Annotated in this window: 7 protein-coding genes; 4 read left to right on the forward strand and 3 right to left on the reverse strand. The window is 65.7% G+C overall.

Annotation, left to right across the window (positions count from 1 at the left end; genetic code table 11):
• Positions 1 to 423 precede the first annotated feature (423 nt).
• The 4 genes from ABZ953_RS28850 to ABZ953_RS28865 all read left to right on the forward strand — a co-directional run bounded on the left by ABZ953_RS28850 (position 424) and on the right by ABZ953_RS28865 (position 12,659).
• Positions 424 to 585 carry a hypothetical protein gene (locus ABZ953_RS28850; RefSeq protein ID WP_361729538.1) on the forward strand — a complete coding sequence of 54 codons (162 nt, stop codon included), beginning with the start codon at positions 424 to 426 and terminating at the stop codon, positions 583 to 585.
• Between the two features lie 626 nt (positions 586 to 1,211).
• Entirely contained in the window at positions 1,212 to 5,306 is a 4,095-nt protein-coding gene (locus ABZ953_RS28855) for a LamG-like jellyroll fold domain-containing protein (protein ID WP_361729754.1), read from the forward strand.
• Positions 5,307 to 5,424: 118 nt separating this feature from the next.
• Positions 5,425 to 12,285, forward strand: coding sequence for a polymorphic toxin-type HINT domain-containing protein (locus tag ABZ953_RS28860; RefSeq protein ID WP_361729541.1), 6,861 nt, complete (start codon positions 5,425 to 5,427; stop codon positions 12,283 to 12,285).
• A gap of 2 nt (positions 12,286 to 12,287) precedes the next feature.
• Positions 12,288 to 12,659, forward strand: coding sequence for a DUF6188 family protein (locus tag ABZ953_RS28865; protein WP_361729544.1), 372 nt, complete (start codon positions 12,288 to 12,290; stop codon positions 12,657 to 12,659).
• A gap of 1,040 nt (positions 12,660 to 13,699) precedes the next feature.
• On the opposite strand, the gene ABZ953_RS28870 is transcribed toward ABZ953_RS28865, so the two are convergent.
• The 3 genes from ABZ953_RS28870 to ABZ953_RS28880 form a co-directional block, all read right to left on the reverse strand.
• A complete protein-coding gene (locus ABZ953_RS28870; protein WP_361729547.1) occupies positions 13,700 to 13,939 on the reverse strand; it encodes a hypothetical protein in 240 nt (79 codons plus the stop codon).
• Between the two features lie 101 nt (positions 13,940 to 14,040).
• Positions 14,041 to 14,571, reverse strand: a complete 531-nt coding sequence (locus tag ABZ953_RS28875) for a hypothetical protein (protein WP_361729550.1) — start codon at positions 14,569 to 14,571, stop codon at positions 14,041 to 14,043.
• Positions 14,572 to 14,639: 68 nt separating this feature from the next.
• Complete coding sequence (locus ABZ953_RS28880; protein ID WP_361729553.1) at positions 14,640 to 21,092, reverse strand: RHS repeat-associated core domain-containing protein; 6,453 nt, start codon at positions 21,090 to 21,092, stop codon at positions 14,640 to 14,642.
• Positions 21,093 to 21,197: the final 105 nt, after the last annotated feature.

Genomic DNA, 21,197 nt, shown 5'->3' on the forward strand with positions numbered 1-21,197 from the left:
GGCTATCGGAGCTACGCCCTGGTATGGGGAACAAACCGTGACCCGTGACTGTCAGTCCTGTCCGGCACACTGCCCCGCATGCCGAGTCGAGAAGAAGCCGCTGCCGCCCGGCAGCGAGTGATACAGGCGTACGCACAACTGCCGCACGCGGTATGGACGTTACTACCGCCGACTTACGACAGGCCAACCAACTGGCCTGGGCGGAACTGGAGACGGCAGGCGCACCCCTGGATGGGCCCGGCGAGCGGATCTACACTCTCGATCTCGTAGGACCTGGGCCAGATCTAAAGGTCGTGCTTACCAGCTCGCGACCGGGGCAGACCGGTAGATCTGGCAGAACTGCCATTGCGCGCGTCAAGTCCCTGGAGCGGGTCAGCATGGCTCACTACACGGTCATGGTGCAGGCCTGGATTATCGAGGCCCGTGGCCAACGCCCGCAACTGGGAAGCTAAATCCCTCAACGCGCTGGACGAGCTTGAGGGATCCAGGGCGATAGGCGAGTACTTCTGCGGCGTCGACTTCGACATCACCTTGAAGATCATCGAAAGCGTCCGCAAGGACTCCACGGCCTCTCCCACGTGTTGACTTCAGCCGTCCTCGGCCGGTCCGTGCAGGCGGGGGATGGCCGTCAGCTGCCGGCGCCCAGCTTCGCCGAGCTCAAGCGGGAGCGCCGCGTCGTGGTCCGGTAGCGGCGCCACCGCGGTTCATACCCGAACGCACGGGCGGCAGGCGGCGCAGGAGCGACGCGTACCGGATGAGCTCGGGTCGCTATACACCACGGCGTAGTTGCGACAGCCAGCGCAGGCCAAGTCGGCGTCGCGGAGCTTGCTCGAGGCGGACCGCGCCGGCAAGGAGTTATCAAGTTGCCGCCCACTCCTGCACAACCGTGAGTAACGCCACATCCACAGTGGGTAATTTGCCCGTTTCGAGGCGACTGGGACTGCTGGTCAGTTACGTGGTCGTTGCATACAGTCACCGCTTGGTTCTTTGTAAAGAAAATTCTCATTTTTCGTGACGGGCTGGGGTGGGTTATGTGGAGACATGCGCGTTCGCGTGGGGGGACCGGAGCATTGGCAGGCCTGCTAGGCGGGGCGGTGATCGCAGCGTTGATGCCGTTCTCGCCCGTGGCTGAGGCCTCAGCGCCTGCACCGGCAGCAGCGAAGACTGCGGGCGATGCTGTCCCTGCCGAGCAGGGCAGTGCCGACGCGGCGATGGCCAAGGCCAAGCGCACGGGGGAGCCGGTCGAGGTGCTTTCCCAACGCGGTGAATCGAGCGACGTGTACGCCACGCCTGACGGGAACCTCGAGGCACGCGAATACCTCAGGCCGGTCCGTGCCCGCCAGGGCGGACGATGGGAGCCGATCGACACCGATCTGGTGAAGTCCGCTGACGGTGCTCTCACTCCGAAGGTGACGACCATAGGCCTCACATTCTCCGGCGGCGGTGATGCGCCGCTGGTGCGCATGACCAAGGCGGGTCGTGAACTGGCTCTGTCCTGGCCGGGCAAACTGCCCGAACCGCAGGTTGAGGGGGCGACGGCCACTTATGGCGATGTACTGCCAGGTGTGGATCTGCGGATGGGAGCGCAGGAGGACGGCTTCACTCAGCTACTGGTCGTTAAGTCGGCCAAGGCTGCCGAGAGTCCGGAGCTGGCTCAGTTCCGGCTGAAGCTGGCCACCAGCGGTGTTGCGGTCGAAGAGACCGCCCGGGGCGGCCTCCAGGCCCTCGATGAGGGCGCCAAGGGCGTGGTCTTCGAGGCCGCCAAGCCCATGATGTGGGACTCCAGCCCGGGTTCGAGCGCTGCACCGGCCGCTAAGGCCAAGCCCTCGATGCGTGCGGCCCCGGGCAAGGAAGGTCTGACGATGGCCGGTGAAGAGCCAGTGGCGGGCGAATCCGGAAAGCTCGGCCCAGTTGAAGTGGATGTTCCAGCCGACGGCCAGGAACTGGTGCTGACACCGGATTCTGATGTTCTGAAGGGAAAAGACACCACCTATCCGGTCTTCATCGATCCGCAGATGTACTCGCCGCCCGCTGCGGCGTGGACGATGGCATCGAAGTACTGGGCGGGTTCGCCACAGTGGAAGTTCAATGGCGACCATGACGCAGGTATGGGCTATTGCAACTGGTACTACTGCAAGCCGTGGGACACCAAGCGGCTCTTCTACCGCATCCCCGTTTCCAAGTTCGCCGGCAAGTCGGTGCTGTCCGCCGAGTTCGTGGTACGCAACACGTGGTCGGCCTCCTGCTCGGACCGTGGCGTAGAGCTCTGGGAGACCAAGGACATCTCCTCATCCACGACGTGGAACTCGCAGAACACGTCCGGGTTCTGGAAGAAGAAGCTGTCATCGAAGTCGTTCGCCTACGGTTACAGCGGCTGCTCAGCGAAGGACGCCGAGTTTCCGGTGCAGTCGGCCGTGCAGGACGCTGCCGATGATCGAGACAAGACGTTGACGTTCGGCCTACAGGCGGCCAGTGAGTCCGACGCCTACGGCTGGAAGCGATTCTCCGACAAGGCGTTCCTGCGCGTGAAGTACAACCGTGCGCCCGCCCAGCTCAAAGCCTCCCAGCTCACCATGGCCTATGGCGGCACGTGCAAGAGCACCGACAAGGCCGCGCACGTTCGCACGCTCGGGAACATTTACGCCGTCGATGTGAAGGATCCCGATGGCGACAACGTAGCGGTGCAGTTCCAGGCCAAGTGGAGCGGCGGCAGCTGGAAGCCGGAGCTTACAAAGGCAAAGAATTCAGGATCCGACTTTGCCATCAAGCTGCCCTCGACGATCCCGGTGAACAAGGTGATCAACTGGTACGCGCGCGTGCACGACGGCGCGCAGTACTCGCCGTGGTCGTACGCGGGCAGCCCAACAGCTTGCTACTTCATCTACGACACCAAGGTCCCCAAGGCTCCCGCCGTGTCCTCCGGCGACTATCCCGAATCCGACCCGGAAAACCCGAAAGACCCCTGGCTGGACGGGGTGGGCAAGTACGGCTCCTTCAAACTGGACGCGGCTGACAGCGATGTGACGTCGTATTGGTATGGCATCAACGACGATCCCACACCCTTGCATAAGGTCACTACGACGGGCGGCGCCGCCAAGATTGCCGAGGTGCTGCCGGCCAAGCCCGGGCTGAACTTCATCACCGCCCGCGCTTTCGACTCCGCGGGCAACGGCAGTGAAATCCGCACCTATCAGTACCGAGTCAAGGCGGGCCAGCCGGATCGGGCGACCTGGCAGCTGGATGAGGCAGCGGACGCCTCCGAGGCCAAAGGCTCGACACCGCCGCGCACCGCACAACTCCACGGCGGTACCACTGCGGGTGAGGCCGGCGTCAAGGGCAAGGCCAGGTCCTTCAACGGGACCGACGGATACGCGTCCACCGATCTACCGGTGGTCGATACCAGCCGCGGATTCGCCGTGTCGGCCTGGGTGAAGCTCGCCAAGGTGCCCGAAGGTGCTGCGGTCATCGCCACCCAGCCTGGAAACCACAGCCCGGGGTTCGAGCTCTACTACTCCAATACATACGACCGGTGGGCCTTCAACCAGTACAAGTCCGATACGGAAGACGCCGGGATCGCCCGCGCGATGGCGGACAAGCCCGGCGACGCGGCAGCCAACAAGTGGACGCACCTGGTCGGTTCCTACGACTCGGCACGCGACAAGCTGGAGCTGTTCATCGACGGCAAGCTCGTGGGCCAGATGGCCTACGACAAGCCGTGGGAAGCACGCAGAGGCCTGCAACTCGGTGCCGGCTCCTACGGCGGCGCGCCCGCCGCCTTCTTCCCCGGCACGATCGACTCCGTGCACCTCTTTGACAAGCCGCTCGCGCAGGACGAGGTCGACAGGCTGCACGACAAGAAGACGATCGGGGACCCTGGCCGGCCCGCCGTCGCCGTCTTTGGCCTGGACGAGACACCGGAGGCCACCGAGATCACCGGGCACGGAGGAGTACTGCCCGCCCAGTACAAGGGAGGCGTCACCACGGGCGTGCCGGGGGTGGCCGGTCAGGCCGCCGAGTTCAACGGCACCGACGGCTACGCCAAGATCGGCCAGATCAGCGGCCCGCATGTGAACACTTCACGCAGTTTCACGATCTCCGCCTGGGCCAAGCTCGACAAGAAGCCCGACGGCGCGGCGATCATCGCTGCGCAGGCCGGCAAGGAACGCCCCGGCTTCGAGCTGTATTACTCCTCGACTTACAACCGGTGGGCGGTCAACCAGTACTCTGCCGACGCGGCTGATGCGACGCCCATCCGCGCCATGCAGCCGGACGACGAGAAGGCGTATGTGGGTGAGTGGGCCCACCTGGTGGGTGTGCACGACACGGTCGCCAACACCTTGACCCTCTACGTCAACGGCCGCCGCGCCGGATCCGTCCCGCTGGCCGGAGCGTTCTATGCCGATCAGTCCATGTACCTCGGCGCCGGCAACTACAGCGGCCAGGTCGACAACCACTTCCCCGGAACCATCGACGACGTGCGTCTGCTGGACCGGCCGGTCTCGGCCGAAGAAGTCCAGCAGATGTTCCGGCAGCGGCCGCTGATCAAGGGCCGCTGGAACTTCGAGGAAGCGTCCAATTCGTCTCCCGTCACCACGCCGGACCTCTCCGCGGAGAAGCGTCCGATGAAGCTGTACGGCGGCGCCAAGCTCGGCGACCCAATGATCAACGATCACGGGTTGGAGCTGAACGGCGCCAACGCCTACGCAGCCACGTCCACGATGCCCGTGGACACCAAGTCCAGTTTCACTGTCACCGCCTGGGCCCAGGCGGCCGCGGCACCGGAGCACGACATGGCCGTGCTCAGCGCGGAGGGAAGCTCCCGCAGCGCCTTCGAGGTCCGCTTCGTGCCCGACGCCAAGGACCCCGTCGAGGGGCTCGGCCGCTGGGAACTCACCCTCCCGGCCAGCGACAGCGCGGATGCACCGGTCACCAGGGTGGCAAGCACGGAGTTCGAGTCCGCCACCCTCTGGAATCACCTGGCCGTGGTCTACGACGGCTTCGCCAAGGAGCTCCGCCTCTACGTCAACGGCCAACTGCAGGAAGTCGCCTGTGGTGACGCGGACGGAGACGGGGATGCCGACAACCCCGCGTGCGAAGACCTGATCGCGTGGGCCGACAACGCCCTGGCGTTCTCCGCCACCAAGTCCCTGCAGGTGGGCAAGGCCAAGGGCGACGCGGCAGGAACGTACTTCGCCGGCTTGATCGATGACGTGTGGACCGTCCAGGGCGCTCTGTCGGACGCACAGATCTTGAAGATGGCCAGTTCCTTCTACGGCCTTCCCACTGACGTACCGGGCGACAGCTGACCCGCGCGCCGGGGAGCGGGACTTCTCCCGCTCCCCGGCCCCGACCTGTTCTCTTACTGAGCTGGCTGTACATGCCGCGCAGCGGTGCGCACAGCCCTTTAAGGATTGATTGTTGAGGATGAACGGCAAAAGAAGAGTGCCCCGGCATGCCGCCGCCTGGCGGCAACGGGCAGCCCTGGCCGTGGCAGCTGTCCTGGTGGGCACACTGCTGCAAGCCAGTGGCATACCGTCAGCCACAGCCGATGACGGTGACCGTTTGCCCACGGCGGCTGCCGAGAAGCCGGTGAAGGGCCAGGATGCCGGGGCACCCCTTCCACGGCTGAAGTCCAAGGGCCTCAAGACGCCCCAGGGTGCGCCCAAGGCCGCCTGGCCCAAGCCCGGTACCGCGGTGGTCGATCTCGCTGCCGGCCAAGCCGCGAACGGGGTACAACCCGTCAAGGCCAAGGGACTGCCCCTGACCGTGGGCACCGCGAAGGCTTCCGTCGGCAAGGGCAGCAGCCGAGGTGCCAGGCCAGCCGCCAGCGCTGCAGCGCTGGGCGACGTCACGGCTCGGGTCGTTGACCGCAAGACGACACAGCAGGCCGGTGTCCGGGGCGTGCTCTTCTCACTCGAGGCCGGCGGCGCCAAGGGTGCGGCGAAGGGCGGAGTCCAGACCGCCGTCGACTACTCCAGTTTCGCCGAGGCATTCGGCGGCGGGTACGCATCACGGCTCACCCTGGTCGAGCTGCCGGCCTGCGTGCTGAAGACACCGCACAAGCAGCAGTGCCGTGCGTCCGAGCCGGTTCATACCGTCAATGACACCGAGAATAAGACGCTGACCGCGGATTCGGTGGCCCTGCGGGCGGGCGGTGCCACGGTTTTGGCCGCCGTCGCCGAAGAGAAGAGCGCGAGCGGCGACTACAAGGCGACCTCGCTGTCTCCCTCCGCCACCTGGGACACCAATCTCAACACCGGTGACTTCTCGTGGTCGTACGACATGCCCGTGCCCAAGGTGCCCGGCGACTTGATCCCGGATGTGGGCCTGTCCTACTCCTCCGGGGCGATCGACGGGCGCACCGGCAACACCAACAATCAGTCCTCCTGGGCCGGCGACGGCTTCGACCTGTGGCCCGGCTACATCGAACGCCGATACAAGCCCTGCTCGGACGACGGGGAAAAGAACGCGGACGGCAACAAGCCCGGTGACCAATGCTGGGATTACGACAACGCGTTCATCACCTTCAACGGCAAGGGCGGCGAGCTGGTCTCCCTGCCCGGTGACGCAGACGACGACAAGAACACGATCGAGGAGTACCGGTTCAAGCAGGACGATGGCAGTCGCATTGTCCGTATGGCGTCCGCGAGCCGCGGCAACGGGGACAACGATGGCGAGTACTGGCGCCTGACCGACCCCGAAGGTGTCCGCTACTACTTCGGCTACAACCGGCTGCCGGGCTGGAAAGACGGCCGGGCCACCACCAACTCCACCTGGACAGCACCCGTCTTCGGCAACAACGCCGACGAAGAGTGCCACAAAGACACCTTTGCTGACTCCTGGTGTCAGCAGGGCTGGCGCTGGAACCTCGACTACGTCGTCGACCCGCACAGCAACGCCATCGCCTACTACTACGACCAGGAAAAGAACTCCTACGGCCGCAACCTCAAGGCCAAGGACAACACCCGCTACGTGCGCGGCGGCGTCCTGGACCACATCGAGTACGGCCTGAAGTCCACCTCGCTCTACAGCAAGAAGCCCCTGGCCAAGGTCGACTTCGCCACCTCTGAGCGCTGCCTGCCCAACAGCAAGACCGACTGCGACGACATCGGCAAGGACGCCTTCTACTGGTACGACACGCCCTGGGACATGAACTGCGGAGAAAGCGAGGACTGCGACAAAGGCCGCCTGTCCCCATCGTTCTTCACTCGCAAGCGCCTGACCGGCGTCACCACCCAGGTCCTGAACGGTGACGCATACAGCAAGGTCGACTCCTGGAAGCTGGCCCACAAGTGGGGCCAGGCCGACGTCGACTACCAGCTGTTGCTCGACTCCGTCCAGCGCACCGGACACACCGCCGACCCCGCGGTCACCGTGCCGAAGACCACCTTCTCCTACACCCAGCTCGCCAACCGGCTCGATAAGACCGGCGACGGCTACGCGCCGTACATCAAGGCCCGCCTGTCCGGTGTCGCGGACGAGTCCGGCGGCCAGGTCAACGTGATCTACTCGGCACCGGCGTGCGACTTCGACGCGCTGCCGAGCCCGCAGTCGAACACCACCCGCTGCTTCCCGCAGTACATCGGCGGCGATGCCAGCGACGATCCGGAGCGGCATTGGTTCAACAAGTACGTCGTCACTTCCACCATCACTACTGACCGCACCGGCGGCGCGCCTGATGCAGTGACGCAGTACGAGTACCTGGGCGACGCAGCCTGGCACTACGACGATGACGACGGCCTGACCAAGAAGAAGTTCAAGACCTGGTCGCAGTGGCGCGGCTACGGCCACGTCCGCACCAAGGCCGGCGGTGGTGGCAGTGTCGACGCCCTCAAGTCGCAGGAGGACAGTTACTTCCTGCGCGGCATGGACGGCGACCGCAAGGAACCCTCCGGCGGCACCAAGAATGTAGCGGTCAGTCTCGGTGACGGCGAAGGCGATCCGATCGTCGATCACGAGTCGGCGCAGGGCTTCACCTATAAGACCGCCACCTACTCGGGCCCCGGCGGCAAGGTCCTGGCTAAGACGGTGGAGCGGCCCTGGCACCACGAGACCGGGAAGAAGAGCCGCGACTGGGGCACGGTGACCTCCAACCTCACCGGCACCGCCCACTCCAAGACGTGGACCTCCCTGGACGACGGGGCGGGCACGGACTGGCGCATCACCTCCACCGCGACCGAGCACGACACCGTGGCCGGACGCGTCACCCAGGTCGACGACTTCGGGGACAACAGCACAGCTGGCGACAACCAGTGCACCCGCACCACCTACGCCACCAACGCCGAGGACAACATCCTCACCCTGCCTTCCCGGGAAGAGACCGTCGCCGTCAAATGCGCCGACACTCCCGACCGCGCCAAGGACGTCATCTCCGATGTCCGCACCGCCTACGACGGCGGCGCGTACGGAGCCGCGCCCACCAGGGGCGATGCCACCGCGACCGCAACGCTGAAGAAGCACGACGGCACCAAGGCAACCTACCTGGAGGCCGGCGCCGACTTCGACGCCTACGGCCGCACGCTGACCACCACCGACCTCACCGCGAGTGTCACCGTCACCGGCAGCGGCGATCCGGTCGTGGCCGTGCGCAAGGATGGCCGCACGAAGACCACGGCCTACAGCCCGGCCACCGGAATGGCCACGAAGATCACCGAGACCAGCCCGCCGGCCAAGGCAGCAGACCCGGCCTCGGCTCTGACCACCGTCACCGAACTCGAGCCCCTGCGCGGGCAGCCCACCACCAGAACCGATACGAACGACAAGCGCATCGCGATGACGTACGACGCGCTGGGCCGTTCCGCGAAAGTCTGGCTGGCCGACCGCGCGACGAGTCTGACCCCCAGCTACGAGTTCAGCTACTTCGTGGAAGAGGGCAAGGAAGTCGCGGTCCGCACCCAGACGCTGAACAACGACGGCGGCCAGGTCGCCTCATACATGGTCTACGACGGCTTCCTGCGCGAACGCCAGACTCAGGCTCCCGGCCCGGACGGCGGCCGCATCCTTACCGACACTCTCTACGACGAACGCGGCCTGCCTGCCCAGACATTCGCCCCCTACTTCGAAGCTAAGCAAGCACCCGGACGAGAGCTGTTCAAGCCGGACAACGCCTGGAGCGTGGAGTCCCAGACCCGCACCATCTACGACGGGCTCGAGCGCCCCGTCCAGGAGCGGCAGATCGCCGGCGACGGTGACGGCGGGAAAGTGCTCGCCACCACCAAGACCATCTACGGCGGCGACCGCACGACCGTGATTCCGCCGGAAGGGGCCACCGCTACCACCACTCTCACAGATGCCCGCGGCAAGACGACTGAGTTGCGCCAGCATCACACCCGCAGCCAGAGCGCGGCCTTCGACGCCACTTCCTACGGCTACACCCCCCGTGGCGAGCTGGAGAGGGTCACCGATCTAGCGGGCAACGACTGGGCGTACAAGTACGACCAGCTGGGCCGCCAGACGAAGGCCAGCGACCCGGACAAAGGCACCACAGACTCCGTCTACGACGACCGGGGACAGCTCACTACCACCACTGACCAGCGCGGCACCGTGCTGGCCAGCGTCTACGACAACCTCGGCCGCAGGACCGAACTGCGCAAGGACAGCGCCACCGGCGATCTGCGCGCCAAGTGGGTCTACGACACCATCGGCGGGGCCAAAGGCCAACTGGCCGAGTCCACCCGCTACGTGGACGGGCAGCCCTACACCTCGAAGGTCACCAGGTACGACTCGCAATACCGGCCGATCATGACCGCCGTGGTCATCCCCGACAGCGAGAAGGAGCTGGCCGGCACCTACCAGAGCGGCACCAAGTACCTGCCCTCCGGCCTCGTGGGCGGCATCAGCTACTCCGCAGCGGGCTCCCTGCCCGCCGGCGGCTACTCCACCACCTACGAGAAGCAGACCCTGCGTCCCATCTCCGTCCTGGGCGACGGCTTCCAGGCCGACACCAGCTACACGCAGACCGGCAAGCCCTATTGGAACGAATTCGGCCTCACCAACGGCGGCAAGAAGACCAAGGTCACCTACACCTACGAGTACGGGACCCAGCGCCTGGCCACCTCCCGGGTCGAACGCGAAGACCAGAGCGGGGTGGACCAGCACAACACCTACCGCTACGACGAAGCGGGCAACATCCTCGCCGTCTCGGACGTCTCCCGCACCGGCACCGATACCCAGTGCTTCACCTACGACTACCTGCGGCGGCTCACTGAAGCCTGGACCCAGAACGACAAGACCTGCGCCACCGCTCCGGCCGCGGGCAAGACCGGCGGAGTGGCCCCGTACTGGCACTCCTACACCTACGACAAGGCCGGCAACCGGCTCACCGAAACCCTTCGTGACGTCGGGGGAGACAGCACCAAGAACACCGAGCGGAACTATGAGTACCCCAAGCCCGGTGCCCCCCAGCCGCACACCCTGACCTCCGTCACCACCAAACAGCCCAGCGGGACCACCACCAAGGACTCCTACGACTACGACCCCACCGGCAACACCACCACCCGCACCCTGCGCGGTGACACCCAGATACTCGCCTGGGACGCCGAAGGCCACCTGGCCAAGGTCAGCGAGCCGGCCGAGGACGGCAAGGACAAGGTAACCGAATACCTCTACGACACCGAAGGCAACCGCCTGATCGGCCGCACACCCACCGAGACCACCCTCTACCTCGGCCACACCGAAGTCACCCTGCCCAAGGGCGCTACCAAGGCCAAGGCCACCCGCTACACCCCCCTCGGCGGCGGTCACCAAGCCGTCAAGGAGGACAACGGCACCATCATCTTCACTACCGCCGACTACCAGGGGACCGGCCAACTCTCCATCGCGGCAACTGACCTGAAGCTCGCCCAGCGCCGCACCCTCCCCTTCGGCGGACCGCGTGGCGAGGCCCCCAAGTCCTGGCCCGGCACCAGGGGCTTCGTCGGCGGCACCGACGACGCCAAATCCACCGGCCTGACCCACCTCGGGGCCCGAGAATACGACCCCTCCGCCGGTCGCTTTCTCTCCGTCGACCCGATCATGGACCTTGCGGACCCTCAGCAGATCAACGGCTACACCTACAGCAATAACAACCCCGTCACCTTCAGCGACCCCAGCGGCCTGCTGCTGGACCAGATCACCAAGGCCATAAAAAGGGCAGTCAGAAGAGCCTACGACAGGGCATACAACAGGTCACAATCCGTCTCCTCCCACACGTACGGCGGTGGCGGCGGAAACATGAGCAACGCTTTCTATGGTGGCCGCAGAAGCAGCAGCGTCCAGACAGTGGGGTTCATCAATCCATTTCGTCCCTTGGACGGAATGTTCCCTCACTTGAGGAAGCTCTTTACGCTTGATGGAGCGAAAGAGGCGGCCAAGGATTACATCCTCCCGGACTTCGACTCATGGCAGGCCTGCGGAAAACATCCCGGGGTCACCAAGGACTGTGCCAGCTCGGCCATGGATCTGCCCTGGTTGAAGGTTGTCAAGCCGTTCAGGAAATCCATCAAAAAGGCCGTTGAAGGTCTGAACGAAGGAGCGGAAGCCGCACCCAAGACCAAAAGAGGTAGGGACGCACCCTCCGGTTGCAAGTGCTTCCCTGCCGGAACAAACGTCCGTATGGCCAATGGCAAAAACAAGAACATTGAAGAAATCAAAGTCGGCGACAAGGTTCTGGCGACAGACCCGAAAAGCGGCAAGACCCGCAGGCGTGAAGTCACTGCAACTATCGTCACCGATGACGATAAGCAGTTCACCAAGATAACCCTCGTCACACCCAACGGTATCGCGAAGCTGACAGCCACACACGAGCACCCCTTCTGGTCAGTCGACCAGAAAAAGTGGGTAGCAGCCGGCCGACTCAAGCCAGGAATGTTCCTGCGCACGCACGACGGCCACACCGTCGCAGTGAAGACAACCCGGACATACTCACACCGTGAGCGCACCTACAACCTCACCGTCGCGGGCCTCCACACGTACTATGTGCTGGCGGGCGAGACTCCGGTCCTCGTTCACAATTCGACACCATGTCCTCCCGGTATCGGACCTCAGCGTCCCACTGGGGTGGGTGACGACTGGGTGGGTCGGGCAGCTGATAACGGAAAGGGAAGTGTGTGGCAGAAACCTGGGTCTACCGGAAATGCCGACATGCTTCGCGTGATGAATCCAACCGGAAGGTACCCGGATGGTTATGTGCGCTTCACCAACAAGCATGGCCAGCCGATCGGGCTCGACGGAAAGCCCGGCTCGAAAGCGGATACGCATATCCCGATGAATTCTGACGGCACTTATCCGCTTCCAGCGGGGTGGTAGGAATGAACCTGAACCTTCGAGGTCAAGCAGTTACCCGTGTCTGCTTTGACTCGACTCTCACAGTCCTGACCAGTGGGGATTTCGAACTGCACGTCGAGACCGAGGCGGTTCTTCAAGTCTCGGCTGGGGACCATGTTTCTTTCGACCCAGAATTCCCGGACGTTGCTGCCCCCCATCTCGTCCGACTAACCCGTGACGTGATCGCTGAGGCCGAGGTGCGAAGAGTCGGGGATCTCGTGATCAAATTCGAGAGCGGCACGATACTGACTGTTCGACCGAATGACGATTACGAAGCCTGGGGGCTTGTCGGGCCGAAGGGAAGGCGAGTGACCTGCATGCCTGGAGGGGAGATTGCAGTGTGGAGTGGCGAATGACATTCGGCAGTAGCCGGAAAGTCTGACCTTTCCGCACCTCCTCTCCTGGTGCATGCCAGAGGAAATTTGCGGCCCCGCCGGGAAGCTCGCGGCGGGGCCACAGAGGTGTCTGACGGCAGTAGTTGACGGCAACGTCAGTGGACAGTGGCTCCGCACAGCGGCGGGTCGCGCCCTCGCCAGGGGGCGACTCATCGTTGGCGGGGCCGTCAAGAGCGGTGCTGACGGTGTCGATGGCGTCACGTTGGACGCGGAGTCGGACGTGGGCGTAGACGGTGGCGGTGGCGCCGATGCGGACGTGGCCGAGGAGTTCCTTGATGTGGAGCAGCGCAGCCATGTTTGGTGTAACCGGCCTCGTGGAACGGGCACTGCGTGCTGGTCCTGCCTGACTCTCAGCAGTTCGTGGACACCGCCGTGGAGCAGTTCACCGAGATCCGGGAGATCGAGATCGGCCCATGGTCGGCAAGGTGGCCGTGTCGATCGACCAGGACAGCCAGGCGGACAAATTCAGCTCCACCGCGGGGAGCTGGAGCTGACCTACACGGTCGCCGGACCGCAGACCCTGGCCTCGATCGTGGAGCACCCGGACGCGATCGCCCACGCCGATCGCTATCGCCGCACCGGGGTGAACGTCGCCTCCTTTACTCTCGTCGCGCTACGTGTCGAAGGCGTCCGCGGCCGGGCCGTGCAGACGCCCTACCCGAGCTGCGTGCTCTTCTGCGAGCTATCGGAGAGCCCCCCCCCGGGTAGGAAGCAGACGACTCCGGGGACGTGAGGTTCTGTCTGCCCGACCAGAATGGCTCGGAGCAGTGGCTGCGACTGGAAGAGATTCCGCTGCCGCCGACCACTCCAGCCGCTTGGTCTCGCTCCTGGCCTCGCGATCCGTTTCCCCCGCGCGAACCAGCCGGCGTGCGGCATCGCGATCCGCAAGCGGCTGCGGCTGCTTGCGGGTCACGCTGGAGGCGATCGGCGCCGCAACAGCCCCGCTCAACCCCTGGGCTGAGCCATGGCCGGGCAGCGGGCCGTTCGCCTCGTGTCATGAACTACCCGGTGGACCCGGTTTCGCCGTCACCCGCACGAGCACCGTCTGCCGGCACGTTGGCGTAATCGACCCCAGGAAAGAGCCGGATGCGGCTCTCATCGACGCGGACCCCGGCCAGCCGCGGAGCGTCATCCGAGAGGCGGCACAGCACATCCGCTTCACGGCGGCGGCCGTCCCTGGTGGTATGCCAGGACCGCAACTGGCCGAAGCGGCGTTTCCCGTTGACGGTCTCCACGAGCACGAGCGGGTCCGGTGGCCAACTATGCCCGCGCAGAACAAACCCGCAGCACTAAAGGCCCCTCAAATAAAACTCGGCACCGAACTGGTCCACCGACCATGCCTCTATGCCTTCTGCAGGTAGTAGTAGTCGCGCAGATCAGGGTCCGAAGTCAGGAAGAACAAAGTGAGTTTGCCCTTCTTGCGGATCACACCGAGATCCCAGGTGGCCTGTGCCGGGGCGTCGCCCGTGCGCTCTTCGGCCGCAGGATCGGAGGGCGGCGCCGAAGAGGCGTCGGGTGACTCATCCGACGGCTTCACTTCCAGGTGCACCACGGAGCCGTCGCCCACGGTGTTGCCGGCCTTGTACTGACCGGGCGCGTAGAGCGACCATTTGCCGTCGCCCGTCATGCGCCAGAGGTCGTCGAAACGGAACTCCTGGCCGTCGAGGGTGGAGACCTGTGCCGTGTGGTCGGCGCGGAGAGTGACGGAACTCCCGGCCCATCCTTTCCATGTCCCCAAGAGGTCGGATTTTGTCAGCTCGACGGGTGCCGGGGGCTTTTCCGTTCGCTTGTCGACACCGCATGCCGATGTGCCAAGGGTGAGAAAAACAGCCAGGACTACCGGCAGCAAACCGCTTCGTGTGCGAAGTCGCACAGAAATCTCCTACATCGGGGGGGGGAGGTGGGAGGCGCGGGGCCTCCCACCTCCTGTGAACGAGTTCTCTACTTGGATGGGGCAGGCATGCCTATTTGTTCCGTCCATCGGACGTTGAACACGAGGTCACGCTGTCCGTTCGGGAACACCGACTTCGCGGTCTCCGAAATCGCGCTGGCGGCCGGATCCTTCGCGCCGGAATTGTATCCGGACTCCGATACCCCACGCGTTAGCGATTCGACGGTCATCTTCTGAGTCAGCTGGAACTCGACCGTCCCCTTCTTGTTGAGCTTGTTATACTTCGTCACCGTGGCGTTCAGGTTGAACGACCCGAGGACGGCGCGTGTGGCCCCTGCGTCGGCTTCCTCCGACCCGAGCATCTGCATCAGGGCGTCGGACACCTCTCCGGCCATCATTCCCTTCAGCGGCAGACCGCTCATCGCGGCACCGTACTTGGTCTTGTAGTCGAGCCCGACGATGCCCTCGCCAATCTTGGAGCCCTTACGGTGCGACAAGTACTTGCGCACCTCGGCCAGCCAGATGTGCTCGCGGACACCGGCCGTGAAGCGGTCCGCATCACTGAAGTTGTAGACGCTGGGGGTAGCTCCCATGAACCACATGGACACGATCTGCGTCGCGTTCGGGTCTAGGTGCACACCGCTCAGGGTGACGCCGCTGCGGTACGCGGCACCGGCCCGCTGCCCCAGCTCCTGCTTTCGCGTCAGATTGCTCCGTGGGTAGTTCGGGTACTTCGCTCGCCATGTCTGCCCCGTCCCGAACTTCGGCGCGCTGTGGCTCTCCTGGAACCTCACCTGGGCGCCGCAACTGCTGCCCGAGCATTTGAACGAGGCCATGCCGGTGGGATCGGCTGACGTGACGGGGTTGCCCTCGGAGTAGGTGTAGCCGTTGAGAGCCTGCGGCTTGTCCGGCTCGATCAGCGGGTCGACGGAGAGAAAACGGCCCGTGGCCGGGTCGTACTCACGGGCTCCCAGGTGGATCAGTCCCGTGGTGGAGGTGTCGTCGGTGCCGCCGACGAAGCCCTTGGTTCCGGGCCAGGACGGGGAGGCGTCACCGCGCGGCCCGCCGAAGGGCAGGGTGCGGCGCTGGCTGAGCTTCATACCCTTCGAGTCGATGGCCAGCTGGCCGGTGCCCTGATGGTCTGCGGTGATGAAGTAGACCGTGCCGTCGTCCTCCTGGACCGCCTGGTGTCCCCCGCCCAGCGGGATGTATCGGGTGGCCTTCGGCTTCTTTGCCCCCTTGGGGAGAGTGACTTCCGTGTGGCCGAGGTAGAGGGTGGTCCCGGACGGGGTACGCGCGATGAGGCGGCTGCCCTCCGTGTCGTAGAGGTACTCGGAGACGTCGTCCCGCTTCTTCCCCTTGCCGTCGTCGACCGGCTGGGTCAGCTGCGCCAGGTGCCCCTCGGCATCCCACTCCAGCCGCTGGACCGCCCCGTGCTGCGTGCGCGTGGTGGTGTTGCCGGTCGCGTCGTAGGCGAAGGAGTCCAGGATGTCGGTCTTGCCGGACTGCTGGGTGGTCAGCGAGGTCAGGGTGTGCGGCTGCGACTCACCGGGCTTGGGGTATCCGTAGGTGCGCCGGACGTCCTTGCCCTTCTCGCCGGACGCGTCGTGCAGTGTCTCGGTGTGGCGGTTGCCTCTCTCGTCGAACGTGTAGGAATGCCAGTACGCCGCCGGGCCACCGAGCTTGGCACTGGCCGGGGCGTCGGCGCAGGTCTTGTCGCCCTGCGACCAGGCATCGGTCATGCGCTGCAGATGGTCGTAGGCGAAGCACTGTGTGTCGACACCGGTGCGCGAGACGTCCGAGACGGATCGGACGTTGCCCGTCTGGTCGTAACGGTAGGTGTCGTGCTGGTCGACGCCCGGCTGGCCCTCACGCTCGACGCGGGCGGTGGCCAGGCGCTGGGTGCCCCACTCGTAGGAGTTGGTGACCCACGCCTTCTTGCCGGCCGCGTGGTCGCCGGTGCCGGTGCCGGTGCCGGTGCCGGTGCCGGTGCCGGTGCCGGTGCCGGTGCCGGTCAGGGTGTACTGCAGCGGTTTGCCCGTCAGGGAGTAGCTGGTCTCGGCCTGCAGGCCGAGGGCCAGGACCTTGGTGGGGCGCAGGGTCTCCTTCTCGTACGTGGTGGAGTAGCCGCCGCCGGGCAGGGAACCCGCCTGCGAGTAGCTGACTCCGCCGACCAGGCCGGCGGGGGTGTACTTGGTGCCGGTCTCGTACGTGCCCGCCAGGGCCCCTTCCTTTTCGGGGATGACCAGGGCGGTCTTCATCGGCCGGTAGAGCCGGTCGAACATGGTGACCTTGGAGGTGTACGCGGCGCCGTCCACGTAACGGGTCGACTCGGTGAGTTGCCCCTTGGCCCCGGCGACGGTGTCGTAACCCCACTTGGCGCGCAGTTCGCCCGAGGTGGTGCCTTCGCGCAGCTCGGTGCGACGGCCCAGGTTGTCGTAGACATTGGCCAGGACGGTGCCACGGGCGTCCTTGGTCGTGATGACCTGGCCGCGATCGTCGTACGTGCTCGTAGTGGTGCCCTTGTCGGGGTCGCTGGTCCCGGTCTGGCGGCCCATCTGGTCGTAGCTGTAGGTCCAGGTACTGCCGCCCGGGTCGGTGACCGCGGACAATTCACCGCGCGGCGTGTAGCTGTACTTCGTCGTGTCGAAGGCCGCGCTCACGCTGCGCGTGTGGTGCTGGCGCAGCTCGGTCTTGTGGTCGCGGGCATCAACGAGCGTGGTAGTGGCCGTGCCGCCCTCCGGTGGGATGACCGTCGTGCGGTCGCCGCCGTAGACGGTTTTGGTGGTCGCCAGGACCTTGCCGCCGTCGCCGTTGCCCGCGATCTGTTGATCCTGCACCGCACGGCCCAGGCCGTCGTAGGTGGTGCGGGTTTGGGACTCCACGCTCAGCGCCTTGCTCGGCGTGAACAGTGACCGGTTCGGCTTGCCTTCCGCGTAGTACGGCGCGAACGCCTTGGTGGCCAAGCCGCGCTCGTCGTAGAAGGTGTCGGTCAGGATGCGGCCACCGTCCGGGCCCACCGCTTGCGTCTGGCGCTCGCGCAGGAAGCCGTCGTACAGCGTGTACGCGGCCACCTGGCCGCCGTTGTTGTTCAACGTCTGGGTGCGGACTGCGACCGGCTTGCCCTCGTCCGTGAAGTAGCTGAACTCGTAGCTCGGCGTCTGGCTGGTGCGGCGGTCGGCCTGCCACACCTTGTGGGAGCGGCCGAGTGCGTCGCACGAGAACTCGGTGCGCTTGCCGTTGGTGTCGACCGTCGCCTTCGGCTGACCGCGCAGCGGTTCCACCTCGGTGACCGTGCTCTGCGTCGAGGCGACGTCGCCGGCCCTGACCGGTGGCGTGGTTTCGGTGATTCTTGCGGCGAAGCCGGTGGCCGGGGCGTAGGCGGTGGTGGTGGTGCGCCCGTCCTTGCGGATCGTGCGTACCGGCTCGCCCTTGCCGGTGACGGTGACGATCGAGGTGAGATCGGTGGCCGTCAGCTTGCGCCCATAACCGTCGTAGGTCGTGCCGGACTCCAAGTAGGTGGCTTTGGTGCCGTCGTGCTGCTTCAGCGTCGCGGTCGCCGTGGCGTCGCCCTTGGTCGGGGTGTCCCCGTAGCCACCGCCGTCGTAGGCGGTGCGCACATCGGAGACGATCTGCTCGGTGGGGTCGGGAGTGTCGGCACACTTGACGGCCACGGTCTGGACCCGCGAGGGCAGGGTCAGGATGTTCTTGTCGGGGTTGGTCCCGTAACTGGTGCGGGTGCACTGGTTGTCGGCGTCCGTAGCGTTGTCGCCACGGTCATCGACCTGGGTGACACGGCCTGCGACCGTATCGTGCGTCGTCTCCACTGAGGTGGTGCGCCAGTCCTTGCCCGCGCCGTCGTCGAGTGAGGTCCAGGTCTTGCTGTCGGAGGTGCCGGTGAAGTTCGCGGTGACCGTGCCCCAGTCGCGGACCTTCTTGGCGGTGAGGTGGTGCCAGGGGCGGTTCACCGTCTTGGTCAGGACCTTGCCGCCGGGACCGGAATACGTGACGGTCTTGTACTCGAATCCGGCCGCTGACTCGTGGTCGGTGAGGGGGTCGCCCTCTCCGGCGCCGAGGGCCACGCTGACGGACTTCGTGCCGCCGGAGCTTTGCTGGCGGTCGCCGTCCAGACCTCGCAGGAAGTAGGCATCCGACTGCGTCTTCAGGGCCGAACCGCCGCCCTGGCCACCGGACTTGACCCGGACGTGACCGTAGCCTCGCCACTGCGACCAGGTCTTGAACTTGTCCTTGGTCAGACCGTCATCGTCGTCGTAGTGCCAGGCCGCGTCCCCCAGGTACTCGTAGGCGGTGACGGCGTCCGGAGCTCCGCCGGTGCGATCGGTCTTGACCGTCGAGGTGACGACGTACTTGTTGAACCACTGCCGCTCGGGGTCGTCGTTGGCGTCCCCGCCGATGTACTGCGGGAAGCAACGCGTGGTGTTCGACTGCGGCGTCGGCAGCTTGCTCCAGCTACAGGTCGGCTCGGAGTAGTTGATGTCGACCTGGCCGCCGGACTCGTCGGCGACCGTGGACAGGCGAGCCTTGATGAACGGAGCGTAGCCGTCGCCGGTCTTGTCCAGGCGGTTGGGCAGCTGGGTGTAGGCGAAGCTGGTCTTCGGCAGCGTCACCGCCGGCTTGGCGGTGTGTCCGGTGTGCTGCACGGAGTCGAGCAGGAGCTGGTAGTCGACGTCTGCCTTGCCCCAGCGGTGGCCGAGCTTCCAGGAGTCGACCTCGCTGTACTTGTCATCGTTGAGGATCTGCGTGGTGACACCGGTCAGGCGCTTGCGGGTCCAGAACGACGGGGAAAGGCGGCCCTTGTCGCACTTGGTTCCCGCCTTGCAGTTCAGGTCCCAGGGCGTGTCGTACCAGTAGAAGGCGTCCTTCTCGATGTCCTCGCAGTCGGTCCTGCCGTCGGCGATGCAGCGCTCGGAGGTGGTGAAATCAACCTTGGCCAGCGGCTTGGACGCGTACATCGAGGACGACTTCAGGCCGTACTCGATCCGCTTCGGCGAACCGCCGCGGGTGTAGGAGGTATCGTCCTGCGCCTTGAGGTTGCGGCCGTAGGAGTTCTCCTCCTGGTCGTAGTAGTACGCCATCGCGTTGCCGTGCGGATCGACGACGTAGTCGAGGTTCCACCGCCATGCCTGCTGGCACCAGGAGTCGGCGAACTTGTCCTTGTGGCACGGCTCGCCCGCGTTGTTGCCGAAGACCGGCACTGTCCACGTGGAGTTCGTGGTGGCCTTGCCGTCCTTCCAGCCGGGCAGGCGGTGGTAGCCGAAGTAGTAGCGCACCCCCTGCGGGTCGGTCAGGCGCCAGTACTCGCCGTCGTTGTCGCCGTTGGCGCGGCTGGTGGACTTCAGCCTCTTGATGCGGCTGCCGTCGTCCTTCTTGAACTTGAACTCGTCGTCGCCGACGGGCACCAGTTCGCCGCCCTTGCCGTCGAAGGTGATGAAGGCGTTGTCGTGGCCCCAGCACTGGTCGCCCGGCTTGTTGCCGTCCGCGCGCTTCTCACCGTCGTTGGCGCAAGGCTTGTAGCGCCGTTCGATGTAGCCCGGCCACAGGTCGAAGCCATCACCCACCCAGGACGACTGGTTGTTCGTCGACCCGGTGCGCCCGTCGATCGAGCCGGACGAGTAGGACAGTCCTACCTCGGGCTTCAGGCCGCCCGGTACCTCCGGCACGGGCATGTCGTACGACCATGAGAAGTCCCCCGTGCGCAGGCCCGTGTCCCAAGTGGCTGAGGGTGACAGCGAGGTGGCCTTGAAGTCGCTGTTCTCGCCCTTATCGTCCGCGACCGCGGCAAGCACCGTCGGCACCGAAGCGCGCAGCTGCACTGCGGACGCCGTCAGGGTCTTCTTCTCCGTGTCGTTGAACGCCTCGACCGGGTGGGGATGACGGCACTGTTCCTTGCCGGGGGTCTTCAGGACGCAGGCCGGGAGCTCGACAAGGGTGAGGCGGGAGGCGTATCCTCCGCCGAACGCGTCGGCAAAGGCAGAGTAGTCGAGCTTCGCCCTGGTCGTGCCGGGCCGGCCGCGCGTTGCCTTCCCCGCCTTCTCCCCCGCTGCGCTCTTCGCCTCAAGGGTGAACAGCACTCCCTTCACACCGGCTCGTTCGGCCGCTTCATGTGCCAACACGCGTGCGGCAACACCCTTTGGGGGTTCCGATGGAGCAGCATCCGTCTTGGTCCGCGCGCTCAGTCGGCGCGGAGCCGCCGCGGGCTCCTCGACGCTCACCACGGCCGCACCGGCCTCGGGCCAGGCGGCCCTGGGCTTGCGCGCGGGAGTCTTCGGCCCTTGCTCCACCGTGCGGGGCTCGGTCTCGACGCCGTTGTGGCCGTGCACTGGCCTCTCGGCCGACGGGAGGCCGGGGCGGTCATTTCCACCGGCGAATGCCGGTGAGGTGGCAGCCGCCTGGAGCAATGAGCCCACCACTACGGCGGATACAGCAAGAGCGACGCTCCGACGCAGCCCAAAGGCGCGGCGTGGTCTGGATCTGGCGTTCATTTCTGGAATCAATCTTTGGTTGGAGCGCATGCGGGCGCACCGGCGCACGCCGATCTGCGGCGCCGGACAACTTCGTTTGAAGGAGAGAAGGAAGGTGGAGTGTGG

Origin of the sequence: Streptomyces sp. NPDC046465, assembly GCF_040646035.1 — a bacterium.
In the GTDB taxonomy this organism is placed as follows: Bacteria; Actinomycetota; Actinomycetes; order Streptomycetales; family Streptomycetaceae; genus Streptomyces.

Excerpts from the sequence above, each read along its gene's own strand:
- ABZ953_RS28855 (WP_361729754.1), top strand. The coding sequence starts at position 1,212 with ATGGCCAAGGCCAAGCGCACGGGGGAGCCGGTCGAGGTGCTTTCCCAA.
- ABZ953_RS28880 (WP_361729553.1), bottom strand. The coding sequence starts at position 21,092 with ATGAACGCCAGATCCAGACCACGCCGCGCCTTTGGGCTGCGTCGGAGC.
- ABZ953_RS28865 (WP_361729544.1), top strand. The coding sequence starts at position 12,288 with ATGAACCTGAACCTTCGAGGTCAAGCAGTTACCCGTGTCTGCTTTGAC.
- ABZ953_RS28860 (WP_361729541.1), top strand. The coding sequence starts at position 5,425 with ATGAACGGCAAAAGAAGAGTGCCCCGGCATGCCGCCGCCTGGCGGCAA.